11 protein-coding genes are annotated in these 14,865 nt (G+C 56.6%); 8 read left to right on the forward strand and 3 right to left on the reverse strand.

Translation table 11 applies throughout. The features are described 5' to 3' along the window. Positions 1 to 12: 12 nt before the first annotated feature. The 5 genes from ACA079_RS17560 to ACA079_RS17580 all read left to right on the forward strand — a co-directional run bounded on the left by ACA079_RS17560 (position 13) and on the right by ACA079_RS17580 (position 6,196). Positions 13 to 3,111, forward strand: coding sequence for a multidrug efflux RND transporter permease subunit (locus tag ACA079_RS17560; protein ID WP_497700249.1), 3,099 nt, complete (start codon positions 13 to 15; stop codon positions 3,109 to 3,111). A 190-nt stretch (positions 3,112 to 3,301) separates the two neighbouring features. Then, positions 3,302 to 3,943, forward strand: a complete 642-nt coding sequence (locus ACA079_RS17565; RefSeq protein ID WP_497700250.1) for a DUF1345 domain-containing protein — start codon at positions 3,302 to 3,304, stop codon at positions 3,941 to 3,943. A gap of 76 nt (positions 3,944 to 4,019) precedes the next feature. Beyond that, positions 4,020 to 4,859, forward strand: coding sequence for an AraC family ligand binding domain-containing protein (locus tag ACA079_RS17570; RefSeq protein ID WP_497700251.1), 840 nt, complete (start codon positions 4,020 to 4,022; stop codon positions 4,857 to 4,859). A 51-nt stretch (positions 4,860 to 4,910) separates the two neighbouring features. Next, positions 4,911 to 5,528: a LysE family translocator gene (locus tag ACA079_RS17575; protein ID WP_497700252.1), complete on the forward strand. Its 618-nt coding sequence runs from the start codon at positions 4,911 to 4,913 to the stop codon at positions 5,526 to 5,528. Positions 5,529 to 5,695: 167 nt separating this feature from the next. Then, positions 5,696 to 6,196 (forward strand): hypothetical protein, encoded by a 501-nt coding sequence (locus ACA079_RS17580; protein ID WP_497700253.1) that lies wholly within the window; start codon positions 5,696 to 5,698, stop codon positions 6,194 to 6,196. Between the two features lie 65 nt (positions 6,197 to 6,261). On the opposite strand, the gene ACA079_RS17585 is transcribed toward ACA079_RS17580, so the two are convergent. The 3 genes from ACA079_RS17585 to ACA079_RS17595 form a co-directional block, all read right to left on the reverse strand. Further along, on the reverse strand, positions 6,262 to 8,511 hold the full coding sequence (locus ACA079_RS17585; protein WP_497700254.1) for an autotransporter outer membrane beta-barrel domain-containing protein: 2,250 nt from the start codon (positions 8,509 to 8,511) through the stop codon (positions 6,262 to 6,264). Positions 8,512 to 8,719: 208 nt separating this feature from the next. Further along, positions 8,720 to 10,765 (reverse strand): hypothetical protein, encoded by a 2,046-nt coding sequence (locus ACA079_RS17590; RefSeq protein ID WP_497700255.1) that lies wholly within the window; start codon positions 10,763 to 10,765, stop codon positions 8,720 to 8,722. Positions 10,766 to 10,851: 86 nt separating this feature from the next. Then, positions 10,852 to 11,655, reverse strand: a complete 804-nt coding sequence (locus ACA079_RS17595) for a hypothetical protein (protein ID WP_497700256.1) — start codon at positions 11,653 to 11,655, stop codon at positions 10,852 to 10,854. 215 nt (positions 11,656 to 11,870) lie between these two features. On the opposite strand from ACA079_RS17595, the gene ACA079_RS17600 reads away from it, so the two are divergent. The 3 genes from ACA079_RS17600 to ACA079_RS17610 all read left to right on the forward strand — a co-directional run bounded on the left by ACA079_RS17600 (position 11,871) and on the right by ACA079_RS17610 (position 14,826). Beyond that, on the forward strand, positions 11,871 to 12,896 hold the full coding sequence (locus ACA079_RS17600) for a LacI family DNA-binding transcriptional regulator (protein ID WP_497700257.1): 1,026 nt from the start codon (positions 11,871 to 11,873) through the stop codon (positions 12,894 to 12,896). Positions 12,897 to 13,061: 165 nt separating this feature from the next. Beyond that, positions 13,062 to 13,844 (forward strand): sugar phosphate isomerase/epimerase family protein, encoded by a 783-nt coding sequence (locus tag ACA079_RS17605; protein ID WP_497700258.1) that lies wholly within the window; start codon positions 13,062 to 13,064, stop codon positions 13,842 to 13,844. Beyond that, positions 13,837 to 14,826, forward strand: a complete 990-nt coding sequence (locus ACA079_RS17610) for a sugar kinase (protein WP_497700259.1) — start codon at positions 13,837 to 13,839, stop codon at positions 14,824 to 14,826. The genes ACA079_RS17605 and ACA079_RS17610 overlap by 8 nt, the downstream gene beginning before the upstream one ends. The last annotated feature ends 39 nt before the right edge of the window (positions 14,827 to 14,865 follow it).

A 14,865-nucleotide genomic window follows, 5' to 3' on the forward strand; every position in this document is an offset into this window, starting at 1 on the left:
GGACGCTTCTTTATGCCGCAGTTCTTTATCGATCGCCCGGTGTTCGCCTGGGTGGTTGCCCTGTTCATCCTGTTGGCCGGCGCCCTGGCCATCCCACAGTTGCCGGTGGCGCAATACCCCAACGTCGCGCCGCCGAAAGTCGAAATCTACGCCGTGTACCCCGGCGCTTCGGCGCAAACCGTGGACGAAAGCGTGGTCAGCCTGATCGAGGAAGAACTCAACGGCGCTGACCATCTGCTGTATTTCGAATCGCAGAGCAGCCTCGGCAGCGCCACCATCACCGCGACGTTCCAGCCGGGCACTGATCCGGAAATGGCTCAGGTCGATGTGCAAAACCGCCTGAAAGTGGTCGAGTCGCGCCTGCCTCAAGCGGTGACGCAGCAGGGTTTGCAGGTTGAGAAAGTTTCCGCCGGTTTCCTGCTGTTGATCACCCTCACCTCCAGCGACGGCAAGCTCGACGACGTGGCGCTCAGCGATTACCTGGCGCGCAACGTGATGAACGAGATCAAGCGCCTGGACGGCGTCGGCAAGGCGCAGTTGTACGGTGCCGAACGGGCGATGCGGATCTGGATCGACCCGCAAAAGCTGATCGGTTTCAACCTGACCCCGGCTGACGTCAACGCCGCCATCGTCGCGCAAAACGCTCAAGTGTCGGCGGGCAGCATCGGCGATTTGCCGACCCGCACCACCCAGGAAATCACCGCGACCATTCTGGTCAAAGGCCAGTTGTCGACGCCGGAAGAATTCGCCGACATCGTCCTGAAAGCCAATCCCGACGGCTCAACTGTGCGCATCAAAGATGTGGCGCGCGTCGAGATCGGCAGTCAGGAATACCAGTTCTCCACCCGCCTCAACGGCAAACCGTCGACCGCCGTCAGCGTGCAGTTGGCACCGGGCGCTAATGCCCTGAGCACTGCCACGTTGGTGCGGGCGAAGATGGACGAACTGGCGCGCTACTTCCCGGCTGGCGTGGAATACAAGATCCCGTACGACACCTCGCCCTTCGTCAAAGTCTCGATCACCAAAGTGGTTTACACCCTCGGCGAGGCGATGTTGCTGGTGTTCGCGGTGATGTTCCTGTTCCTGCAAAACATCCGCTACACGCTGATTCCAACCCTGGTGGTGCCGGTGGCGCTGATGGGCACCTTTGCGACCATGTTGGCCCTCGGCTTCTCGATCAACGTGCTGACCATGTTCGGCATGGTGCTGGCGATCGGCATCCTGGTGGATGACGCCATCGTGGTGGTGGAGAACGTCGAACGGATCATGGCCACCGAAGGCCTGTCGCCTAAAGAGGCAACGCGCAAGGCGATGAAGCAGATTACCGGCGCAATCATCGGCATCACCCTGGTGCTGGTGGCGGTGTTCATTCCAATGGCGTTTATGCAGGGTTCGGTTGGGGTGATTTACCGGCAGTTCTCCTTGTCGATGGCCACCTCGATTCTGTTCTCGGCGTTCCTCGCCCTGACCTTGACCCCGGCACTGTGCGCAACGTTGCTCAAGCCGATTACCAAGGGCGAACATCACGAGAAGCGCGGATTCTTTGGCTGGTTCAACCGGCGTTTCGAGCAACTGACCGAGCGTTATCAAGGCTGGGTCGCCTATGCGTTGAAACGCTCTGGCCGTTACCTGCTGATCTACGGCGTGCTGCTGATCGGATTGGGCGTGTGCTTCAGTCGACTGCCCTCCTCGTTTCTGCCGGTGGAGGATCAGGGTTACACCATCACCGACATTCAACTGCCGCCGGGTGCAAGCAAGAACCGAACAGTGCAGGTGGTCGAGCAAATCGAAGCGCACAACGCCACTGAGCCCGGCGTCGGCGACAGCACGGTGATTCTCGGTTTCAGCTTTTCCGGTAGCGGGCAGAACGCCGCGTTGGCGTTTACCACGCTCAAAGACTGGTCTGATCGGGGTAGCGACGACTCGGCCAGTTCCATTGCCGACCGCGCCAACATCGCGTTGAGCCAGATCAAGGACGCCGTAGCGTTTGCAGTACTGCCGCCACCGGTTGACGGTCTGGGCACCTCCAGCGGTTTCGAGTTCCGCTTGCAGGACCGTGGCGGTCTCGGCCATGCCACGCTGATGCAGGCACGCAGTGAATTGCTCGCTGCCGCCGAGAAGAGCCCTATCCTGATGAACGTGCGCGAAAGCGCCCTGGCCGAAGCGCCGCAAGTACAACTGGAAGTCGACCGCAAACAGGCCAACGCGCTAGGCGTGTCCTTTGCCGACATTGGCAATGTGCTGTCCACCGCCGTCGGTTCGGCCTACATCAACGACTTCCCCAATCAGGGACGGATGCAACGGGTGGTGGTGCAGGCTGAAGGCGATCAGCGCAGTCAGGTCGCCGATCTGCTGAAGATTCACGTGCGCAACAGCGCCGGGAAAATGGTGCCGTTGTCGGCCTTCGTCCAGGCCAAATGGACCCAGGGTCCGGCGCAATTGACTCGCTACAACGGCTACCCGGCGATCAGCATTTCCGGCGAACCGTCGCCCGGTCATAGCACCGGCGAAGCCATGGCGGAAATCGAACGTCTGGTGGCGCAAGGGCCGGCGGGATTGGGCCAGGAATGGACCGGGTTATCGTTGCAGGAACGCTTGTCCGGCAGTCAGGCGCCGATCCTGCTCGGGCTGTCGTTATTGATCGTGTTCCTGTGTCTGGCCGCGTTGTATGAGAGCTGGTCGATTCCAACGTCGGTGCTGCTGGTGGTGCCGCTCGGTGTACTCGGCGCGGTACTGGCCGTAACCTTGCGCGGGATGCCCAACGACGTGTTCTTCAAGGTCGGGCTGATCACCATCATCGGGCTGTCGGCGAAGAACGCGATCCTGATCATCGAGTTCGCCAAGAGCCTGTACGACGAAGGCCACGACCTGATCGACGCCACCCTGCAAGCCGCGCGCCTGCGACTGCGGCCGATTGTGATGACGTCGCTGGCGTTCATCCTCGGCGTGGTGCCGCTGGCGATTGCCACCGGGGCCAGTTCGGCGAGCCAGCAAGCCATCGGCACCGGGGTGATTGGCGGGATGATCACGGCGACGCTGGCGGTGGTGTTTGTGCCGGTGTTTTTTGTGGTGGTGATGAAGTTGGTCCGCAAGCGGAGCAAGGATATCTGACCCGACACCCATCACTGTGGGAGCGAGCTTGCTCGCGATGAGGCCATAACAGTCGATATCTATGTTGGCTGTTACGCCGCCATCGCGAGCAAGCTCGCTCCCACAGGAGACCTCATCGCCTACAGCTTGGTGGTCACAACGGACTGCGCTGGGCTAATGTGTTTGCAAAGCCCTGACGCATCGAGTTCACATGCCCTTCCTCGCCCACACCCACCCTCGCCTCTCCTCCGCCGCCGCGCTCGGCGTCGCGGTGGGCATTCTGACTCCAGCCGACTCGATCATCAGCAAAATCCTCTTCGGCTGGAACGCCGGAGTCTGGACTTACCTGGTCCTGATGCTCTGGCTCACCGCGCGCGCCAAAGCGCCGGATGTGAAGCGCATCGCCGAGGTCGAAGACGAAAACGCCGGGCTGGTGCTATTCGTTGTGTGCATCGCCGCGATCGCGAGTCTGGCGACCATCACTTTTGAGCTGGCCGGCAGCAAGGACCTGGAAACCACGCGAAAGCTGTTGCACTACGGCTTTACTGCATTGACCGTGATCGGTTCATGGCTGCTGATCGGGGTGATTTTCAGCGTGCACTACGCCCGTCTGTTCTACACCTGGGGCGGCAAAGACCCGGCACTGCGTTTTGCTGAAGGTCTGACAACCCCCAATTACTGGGACTTCCTGTATTTCTCTTTCACCATCAGTGCGGCGGTCCAGACGTCCGATGTTGGCGTGGCGACTCGGGATTTGCGCAAAATTGTCCTGGCGCAGTCGCTGATTGGCTTTCTGTTCAACACGGCCATTCTCGGGTTCTCGATCAACATCGCGGCGGGACTGTTCAACTGATCCCTGCACAAACGTTCTAGTCATCGCCCTCGGCGCGGGCGTTAAATAAGTCGGCTATCCGTCTCACAGGTGCAGCATGACGACTCACAACTGGATCGACCTGGCCCAGGACGCCGACACCGGCATCGAGACCCTGCGCGCGCATTTCGAAGGCCATGCCTACGACCCGCACTGGCATGACAGCTATCTGGTGGGCGTCACCGAACAAGGGGTTCAGCAGTTTCACTGTCGGCGGGCGAAGCATCAAAGCACGCCGGGCAAGGTGTTTCTGCTCGAGCCGGGTGACATCCACGACGGCGAAGCGCCGACCGAAGACGGTTTCACCTACCGCATGCTGTACCTCGACCCGCAGTGGCTGAAGCGTGAACTCAGTGCCGTCTTCGAAAATGCCCCCGACAACAGTCAATTGAGTTTCGCCAACACCCTGGCCAGCGACTCGCGGCTTGCCCACGCCACCAGCCTGGCGTTTCAAACCCTGCATCACGGCGAGCTGAAAATCGTCCGCCAGACCGCCCTCGACGGTTTGCTCGAACGCCTGACCAGTCACCTGCACTGGCGCGCCCGCTATGGCGAGGATCCGCGCCTGCCTCTGGTGGCGCAGAAGGCACGGGAGTACCTGCACGCCAACGCTCAATACGACATCGGCCTCGACCAACTGGCCGCCGTCACCGGAGTTGATCGCTTCCGTCTGACCCGCGCCTTCAAGGCCGCCTATGGCATCGCCCCGCACGCCTACCTCGTGCAATTGCGCCTGGCCACCGCCCGGCGAATGCTGGCCCGTGGCGAGCAACCGGCGACGGTGGCGATGGAACTGGGGTTTGCCGATCAGAGTCACCTGGGCCGCTGGTTTGTCCGGGCATATGGCTTGACTCCGGCGTTGTATCGCAAGCGCTGCTCAAATCTTCCAGACGCATGACCCGGACTTTGTGAGGATCGGCTCCAGAGATCATTCACGGAGTCCGCTGCCATGTTGTCCACCTTTCCGACCTTGCTACCTTTTATGCTGTTTGCTTTCGTCGCCTCCATCACGCCGGGGCCGACCAATATTCTGGTGCTGAGCAACAGCGCCCGGTATGGCTTCAGGGCTACTTTGCCTATCATCTTTGGTGCCTGCTCCAGTGCTGCAGTCATCGTCCTGCTAGTAGGTTATGGTTTGGGTGAATCCCTGAAGCAGATACCCTTGTTGCAATACGCCATGCAGTGGCTAGGTGTTACCTGGTTGAGCTACCTGGCCTGGCAGATTTTCCATTCGACACCCGAAACCCTCGATCCCGATGTATCCGGCAATCAAAAACGTCCGGGCCTTTTGACCGCCGCAGGCCTGCAATGGGTAAACCCAAAAACCTGGATGATGGCCATGGCGGTCGTCAGCGTGTTTGCCGACAACGGTGCCGATCGCTTGGATCACATCGTTTATTTGAGTTTTGCGTTTTTCGTTATAGCCCTGCCGTGTATGACTGCTTGGGCAGTTCTTGGGTCCAGCGTCAATCAATGGCTTCGTTCAACCAAAGCCTTGCGAAACTTTAATCGGTCCATGGGTTTATTGCTGGCAGGTTCGACGTGGCTAAGTGTATGGATCGGCTAATAAAACTTTCCTCTCGCTCCAAATGACCAGATACAAATCACATTAATAGGACTATGTAAACTGTCAAGTCTGACAGTTTACAGCGACGCCCAATGGCGGTTTTATACCCCATCCCGGACGTTTCTTTAATAGCGGGATACCTTGTCATGACTATGGAGATGGTATTGATGAACATGATCACGCAGAAACGCAGGCAGGCCGTGGGTGCTGGTAATTGTGCCGGGACAATAAACGGCAGAGAACCATACAGCGCAGGTCTGGTAGAACTCTCGGAGTGCACTTTTCCACTGCCTCATGGTGAGGCTTACGTCATGTTTGCCCGGCAACGCGAGCCACAGCCGGAATACACGACAAAAGAACTCATCCTTTCGTTTTCCAAGGGATTGGAAAATAAGTCCTACGAACTTAAGCCGGATTCACATCAAGTACGCCTGACATTCGCCGATAACAGCGATCCAGCCAAGCCGGTTATTTATACCCAGCTCTCGGGAACCGCCGATCTTGAACTTGATGAGACTTCAGGGATTTTTTCCGGGACACTGAGAAAAGTTATCGTCGAAAATCAAGACGATGATATTCCTAAACAGCTGACTCTTGATTTGATCTTTTCAGCAAAAGGAGCCTTTGCCACATTTCACCAACCTCGCGATCAAACGCTAGCGGCGTAACCGTTTGATCTGAAAATAAAAAAGGAAGCAATTGCTTCCTTTTTTAATTTGTTTTCGCAGACTTTTTACCAACTATAACGAAGTCCGAAATTGATACCATAAGGTTGTTCTATGTGTTGACCGCTGCTGTATTCAAAGTCCGCATGCATGTTGAGATTATCGGTCATTGCTACAGCGACGCCGGTTCCCAACTCCGCGCGGGAACCTGACAGGTCGTTGTTGAACACGTTGTTGTTGACTTGTACCTCATTACTTTTTGCGAACTCATGAGCCCATGCGGCGCGTAAGTACGGCTGTACCACACGTCCTTGCCCCAACGCTATATTTCGGCCAGCGGTAGCGCCCATCTTCCCGATAAACGAACGTGTGCGATCCCCTTCAGCTTGCAGGTCGTTGCTCAGGGAAAAATCCTTTCCTTGAATGACCACGGCAGACCATTGAGTGAAGGGTTCAAGGAAGTTGCCATTGTCGAAGCTGATGTGTTTGCCGAACTCGACAGAACCACCCAGCCCCGAGTTGTCATAATCTCCCTTGGCCCGGGTACCATCGCTCAACGCCACTTTCGCATCATTACGGAAGCGGTTCGCCTTCAACACACCGTCAAAGTAATAGCCGGTTTGCATGTCTAACCAGGTGACATAGGTACCCACATAGTAACTGTCCACGCTGCCTGAAGTGCCGGCATTGAGATTGAGATCAGATTGACTTTGACCCGCCATCACTCCCACTAACCATTGGCCATCTCCGAGAGGAAGCGCCGCATCCGCACCCAGGGTGAAACCTTGCTGGGTTTGTTGATAACCGACACCTGAGCCATCGGCGATGTTGTATTTGTTGGTGTAGGTACGGCCCCACGCGCCGGATTGACCGCCATTGAAGCGCAACTCACCCATACGGGTGCGCAACGAGGTCAACTCGCCCAACCATACAGTCGAAGCCGTGTTGAACAATGCAAGCACGGAACGAGCCCCCGGACTGATCGTTCGCGTACTGGGATCAAGTATCCAATCGTTGCCACTTTTCGCCAAACCGTAGGAATACGTACCCAGATCGACGTCGCGATTCATGAAGAATTGAGCGTCGCCTCCTGCTGTTTGCACCACGCGGATAGGTTGTCCGCCTGCCGGATCAACACCACTGCTCGCGATCAACAGTTCGTGTGTCCCTTGGGCGGTACCGGTGATATTGAGCACATCAGTCTCACCTGTAGTGAAGTTGGTGCCCATCACAAAGCGGCCATGTCCAGACAGTGAGTTTACGTTCAGTTGGTAGAACGCGTCGCTGGCACCAAAGACTACTGAGCCACCGTTGTTAAGGGTCAATTGATCGATACTGCTATTACCGGTCAACACCCATTGGGAGCTGTCGTTGATCGTGGCGCCGGCCACGTTTTGCAGTTGTCCCGACAGTGTCGAGTTGTTTTGCAAGGTCAATTTAGTGGTGCTGCCCTGCTCCGTAACGATGTCGCCAGTCAGCGTACTGTCGTTGACCACCAGCGAGGTATTCGCGCCCCCTCTGACATCCAACAGCGTGCCATTTCCTGCAAGCAGGCGAGAGTTGGTCAACGTAATGGCTGCCGTCGAATCCGAGGCGTTGGAAAAATCAACCAGAATCGCTGCACCGGTTTTACCTTGCACCGTCGTGTTCTCAAGGTTCAGCACCGCGGGTTGAACCTGGTTAGGGTCAAGGTCGATAACTACACCTTCCTGGCCACCAATGATCGTGCTGTTTCGGGTATTCGCCTGACCGCTCCTCAACCGTAGTCCGTAACTGATGGCGCCGGTTCCGAGAAGGTCGGAATCATTGAGATTCAGGACACTGTAGGCACTGACCAGCGCTCCCCCGGTCACTCCAGTGATCTTCGTTCCGTTTGCGACAGAAACGCTGGAGCCGTTCTGCGTATTCGCATCGCGAACCACCTGAAGTCCTACACGATTCCCCGTAATCGTACTGCTGTCGATACTCGCTTGAGTGCTGCTCAAGAAAACCGCCGCCAGACCACCAGTAGCTGAAACGGTCGTGCCGCTCAGATTGACCGTTGACCCCTTGCGAGCTGATATCTGCTGTGTCGTGCTTCCTGGATTTACGATCAGCGTAGAGCTGTCAGAGTTGATGGCCAGCGTTTGCGCGCCGTTGACCGTCAGAGTGGCGTTTTGAGCAAGGTCCCATTGTTCCGGCGTTCCACCGTTTACCGTTTCCTGGCCACCGACGACCGGCGCTGCGCTTACGAAGGCGCTAAAGATTGTCAACAACGACGGGCTCAAAACGATGAAACGCCGCGAACGGCTCGGGCCCGATAATGACTTACCTCGCATAATGAATACCTGCTTTTGGCTGGGGAAATGGCAGTTGTAGCCATTCTTTGAGGGTCGCAAGGCTATAGAGAAGGCTCACAAGTTTATGTAGGACATATCCTCATTTGGCACACGAAAAACCTTTCAGGCTGGATAATTCTGATTCCAGATATTAAGTACGGAGGGGCGGCCACGATCCTCCTGATCGCGCCGCCCCTTAACCAACAATTTATGGAATTGGAGTGGTCACAAACTCTTCACAATACCGACCTTCACTATCATCCAGATCCAGAGCGCGTATAGCAGGCAGTGAATCTGGGGTTGGGTTGTTACCTGCACCACCGCGGGAAATGGAATAAGTCACTACGCCATTTGCCAAGTGGGCTGGTCTGAAGTCTTCGGTATATTCGCCAATCTCAATGAGAGCGCCGCTTCCAGGAAATATTCCTGTAATCGGATAAGTCGCTTCTGCATCGGTGCCTGGGATTGGCACCGGCGGCGTCGCTTGACTAAATGCCTGATACTTCAAAGTAATGGTCTCTCCATCGACCGTGTATGGATTGGGCAATACACGCACAATCAGGTTTCGCCTCGCAGTACCGTCATTGGGAACGGTCGCAGTAGGGAAGTTCAATGTGGAACAACCAATCCTTCTCGCCGGTCCAGCCAGATTCATGATTTCCGGTGCAGCCATTTCAATCGGGAATGGTTCCACTGGGATATCTTTCGGTCTGGAGTTCGTTGGATTTCGCGAACCTGGAGAATGCAAGGTATAACGCAAAACTTTCGTCCCACTGCCTTGAGCCTGAATAGTAGGCCAAGGAATAACACGGCCAATGGTAGTGCCTTCTTGTCCAGTTGTCAGAGGGATAGAGATGCCGATTTTGATGTCGTCATAGAACAAGTCGATCAACCAACCTTCTTCTGTCGGTGGCGCAGCAAAAATAACGATATTCGCGGTGATTGCGGTATCTCCGTAATCGCCCTCGGTGATTTCGTCGTTACTGCCGTCTGTTGTTGTCAGCGTTGGCGCTTCCAGACCAATGGTGATCGGATCCGGACCAATAAACGAAACATCAACATCGATATCAACATCCGAGTCAGCCAACGGCCTGACACCACGAAACATGTTGTAGCTGACATTGGTCACGACGATACCATCGGTATCGCCATACACTTGCCGTACAAGCGCATAGGGGGCGTGAAAGGTCAGTTCGGTGTTAGTACCCACACGCTGTTCGGGGCCGACTTCTTGGCCACCCCAATAGCCAACGATTGTATCCGCCTCAGCGTTGGGTGTAGGGACCGTGACTTTGAACTCAACACCTCGGCTATCCACTTGCGTGTCTGCAAGATCGATCAAGCCATCACCGTCCGTACCATTGGCCAACGTCACAATTGGCGGTTTGACCGTGGCGGGATCCGGATCCTGCGCATGCTGCACGGTTCGCAGACTGAAGTTTGACCGGCGTCCTTCATTACCTGCCAGGTCTGTGGACACGTAGATAAGCTGATTGGGGCCATCAGCGGCAGCGACAAATACAGCAACGGGAATTTCAGCCTCTCGAGCCGTCGACAACACTCCCTGGAACACGGGAGAGTCGCGACCTGGATCCGGCGCAGGCCCGAAGAAAAATTTGTAAACGTCAGTTGCTTCGTAATTTGCCGGAATCACTGGCTTCACGATGATACCGGTCTTGCCTTCAAGGTAGCCCTCATCGATGGGAATAGTCGGACCTAAATCGGCAGGCCATGCCGGTGCTCCGGGGGTTCGGTCGGAGGCCGGGGTTTTTACTTTATAAGGCGGCGTGAGATCGATGGCGAAGGCGGATACTTCAGACTCGACATCATTGGTGCCGCCTGCAAAATAGATATACCGGAACTCCCATTCCGTAGGCGCTTCGGGAGTGAGTTCCTCTCTAAACAGGTTGCGTCGAATCTTATACGGCACCGTCCAGTCTCGATCAACGACAGCACCGGGATAAACGTATGGAGCGTCTGGATCGCTTGGATCAACAATATCGATCCAGGTAGCCGCGCCCTTTATACGAATCTGTGGCTGGAATGCATCAAGATCATCCTCAAGCGAAGGCTTTGGAACCAGATAATCCAAATCAGCGCTAAGAGATGCTTTCGGAATGCGCAAATCAGGAAGCAGTGTCTGCGCCGGGAATGTAACCGCTCCCGGTGCCGCATCAATGGTATTTTCCACGGTGGATTTTGTTTTAAGCGCTGCCAACCTGGACAGGTTGGCTCGTTCAACTATAGCGTTCATGATTCTCTCCATACGTTTGCAGTTTGGTGAATCTACTAATGACTGAGTTATCACACATTGTTACCGACCACTTTTGCTCCACGCCTTTACGGCCCGCATGGAAGTTCTTCACCGGGTATTATTCGGTCTATTTTCACCAGCCCAACCTTAGATACTCCGACAAGTCTACGACCTCGGAATATTCGGTATTGAACAATGGCGGAAGCCTTGTCAAACATGGGTTGTATATGGATATCGTACGGCTCGACAACCAAAGAATACCCTTCTTTAATATCCGTATCGCTTAGTGCTGGGCGTATATCTTCCTTGCGAGCACTTACATACTCCTGCCCGCTTCCGTTCAAACTTGGATAGCCTCTCCAGCTTAATTCGACGCAGTCTCCAACCCTGAATCCCGACAAGGGTGGAACTGTCACACGAACACCCTCCCACAAAGGCGGGACAGTTGCGCAATTCAGATATCCATGAACGTTTGCGTCAGGAAAACCAGGGGACTCAAGATTAACTGGAATAGGTACATGATCAATTGTCAGATTTCGGCGAACTGACTTTGAGGGGTGGTCAGCGGTATCTAACACCTGATACCACAATTCACCTACCCCGTTGACCTGCAGGAAGTTGGCGGCGATAGGAATAATAAATTGTGGTTGGATATCCGCTGCTGTGTAACTATTTTCGATCGAGACCGGTGGCTGCCCTGGCTGTTCAAAATAAACCGTTAAAAGATCCCGTTCATCAGGCTGCGTTGCGTAACTGGGCCAGAGAGGAATGACCACCTCGATTCCCGCCAATAACAATTCAAGCGGGATGTAACCGTCCGGATCTACATCGGCATCCTCCATTCCGATTACTCTCGGTGGATTGAAGTCCAGCGGCCCTTGATTCGACATACATCAATCCCCTTAATGTGCCTGGCATTACTAAAAATCCTCAGAGGGATTAAGCGCCTCGCCAGGCGTATTGCCTACTGTCAAATCTGACAGGTATATCGACCGTCCGTCGGAATCACCCGACAACCTCAAATAAAAACGCTTGACGACCTCCTCGAAAATCGCATCTCCTGAAACCGGTTTCAGCGCCACTCCAATAACAACAAGGTCTACCTATGAACGACTTCTCCACCGCCCAACGCAGCCGTGTAACCATGCTCGACGTCGCCGAACACGCCGGCGTCTCCAAGGCCAGCGTCTCGCGCTTCATCGGCGATGATCGCGCCCTGCTCTCCGATGCCACTGCCCTGCGCATCGAGCAGGCAATCGCCGAACTCGGCTATCGCCCGAACCAGATGGCCCGCGGCCTGAAACGTGGGCGCACTCGTCTGATCGGCATGCTGGTGGCCGATATCCGTAACCCTTATTCGATTGCCGTGATGCATGGGGTGGAAACCGCCTGCCGTCAGCACGGTTACAGCCTGGTGGTGTGCAACACCGACCGCGATGATGAGCAGGAACGCCAGCACCTGGCCCTGCTGCGCTCCTACAACATCGAAGGCTTGATCGTGAACACCTTGGGTCATCACCGCGACGAATTACGTGAACTGCATCGGGAAATGCCGCTGGTGCTGGTGGATCGCAAGGTCGAGCAGCTGGAGAGTGATCTGGTCGGGCTGGACAATCCTGCCGCCGTTGAATTGGCCCTCACCCATTTGCAAGAGCGCGGCTATCGCGACGTGCTGATGGTCACCGAGCCGTTTGACGGCACCAGTTCGCGGATCGAGCGGGTCAGCAGCTTCAAGGCACAGATCGAGCAACGCCCGACCCTGCGCGGCACCCTCGTCGAAACCGGTAGTGAACTGACCGCCAAACTGAAAACCTTCCTCGACACGCCCGGCCCCGGCCCGAAAGCGCTGTTCTGCGCCAACGGAATCGCCGCGTTGGCCAGCACCCATTCGTTGCGTGAACTGAAGTGCAATCTGTTCGAGGACGTCGGCCTGATCGCCCTTGATGACCTGGATTGGTATCCGCTGGTGGGGAGCGGGATTACCGCCCTCGCCCAACCGACGGCCGAGATTGGTGCCAGCGCGTTCGAGTGTTTGCTCAAGCGTTTGCGCGGTGATGTCGGGCCAGTGCGGACCCTGGATTTTTCTGCGCGGTTGATTGTGCGTGGGTCGACTCTTGGAAATTTGCGGTGAATGTTATGGCCTCATCGCGAGCAAGCTCGCTCCCACAATGGACTCGTGTACACCGCAGATCCCCTGTGGGAGCGAGCTTGCTCGCGATGAGGCCGGTAAGGTCACCACAAAACATCAGCCATTTTTTTTGAACAAAAATGAAACCGGTTTCAGAGGTATACAACAATGAATAAACCACCCGTTTCCATCAGCCTGTCGAGCTACGGCGCCGACCTTGTTCGCAAACGCGGCCAAGGATCGTTTATCGACGTGTTGGCCGCCGCGGGCGCCACGCGCATCGAATGGCGCGAAGAACTGCTGACCGTCGAAGACCCCGCCCAACTGGCCGATGCCACCCAGGCCCAAGGCCTCGAAAGCGTGTATTCCTCGCCGATGGAGTTGTGGCTGGCCGGCCAGTCCAAACCCAACCCCGAACTGATCAGCGCACTGCAGCGGGCCCAGGCATTCGGTGCCAAATGGCTGAAAGTGTCCCTGGGCTATTTCACCGACAACAGCGACCTCCAGACCTTGTCCCGCGTACTGGGCAAAAGTGCGGTGCAGTTGCTGGTGGAAAACGATCAAACCTTGCACGGCGGCCGGATCGAACCTTTCCAGCGGTTTTTCACTGAAGTCGAGCAACACAACCTGCCGGTCAAAATGACCTTCGATATCGGCAACTGGCATTGGCAAGACCAGTCCGCCGCCAGCGCCGCGCGGTTGCTCGGTCGCCACGTCGGCTATGTGCACTGCAAAGCCGTGACGCGCCGGGCCGACGGCAAACTGGTCGCCATACCGCCTGCGGCCAGTGACCTGCATCTGTGGGAACAACTGCTGCGGCACATGGCCCAAGGCGTAATGCGGGCGGCGGAATATCCGCTGCAAGGCGACGACCTGGTGCAGTTGACCACCGAGCATGTCGCCACCCTCGCCCGCCTCGGTCAAACCCGTTTGGAGCGCGCTCATGTCTGAGATCGATATCCTGTCGTTCGGCGAAACCATGGCGATGTTCGTCGCCGAACAGAACGGTGATTTGGCCGACGTCGGCCACTTCCACAAACGCATTGCCGGGGCTGACAGCAATGTCGCCATTGGCTTGTCGCGGTTGGGTTTTAACGTTGCCTGGTTGAGCCGGGTGGGCGCTGATTCGCTGGGCCGGTTCGTCATCGACACCCTGGAAAAAGAAGGTCTGAATTGCAGCAACGTTGCCATCGACACCGCACACCCAACCGGTTTTCAACTCAAGTCGCGCACCGACGATGGCAGCGATCCGGTGGTCGAGTATTTCCGCCGTGGGTCGGCGGCGAGTCATCTGTCGCGGCAGTCGATCGCGCCTGAATTACTGAACGCCCGGCACTTGCACGCCACAGGCATTCCGCCGGCGCTGTCCGAAACGGCCCGGGAAATGTCTTTCGAATTGATGACCCGCATGCGCGATGCCGGGCGCAGCGTGTCCTTCGACCCGAACCTGCGTCCGAGCCTGTGGGCCAGCGAGCAACAGATGATTACCGAGATCAACCGCCTCGCCGCCCTCGCCCATTGGGTGCTGCCGGGATTGAGCGAAGGTCGCTTGTTGACTGGTTTTGAAGACCCGGCCGACATCGCGGCGTTTTACCTCGATCAGGGCGCTGAAGCCGTTGCGATCAAACTTGGGCCGCACGGTGCGTATTACCGCACTCATCTGGACCAGGGTTTTGTAGCGGGCGTGCCGGTGGAAACGGTGGTCGACACCGTCGGTGCCGGCGATGGATTTGCCGTCGGCATGATCAGCGCCCTGCTGGAAAACCACAGCTTCGCCGACGCCGTGAAGCGTGCCAACTGGATTGGCAGCCGCGCGGTGCAGAGCCGTGGGGATATGGAGGGGTTGCCCAATCGCCTCGAAATGTCTGCCGAATTTGAGGCCGCTAATCGCCAGCAAGCTGTGCTCCTACAGGATTTAGCGCAATCCCTGTAGGAGCAAGGCTTGCCCGCGATGACGCCCGCACAGTCACTG

The organism is Pseudomonas sp. LBUM1645 (assembly GCF_059716185.1).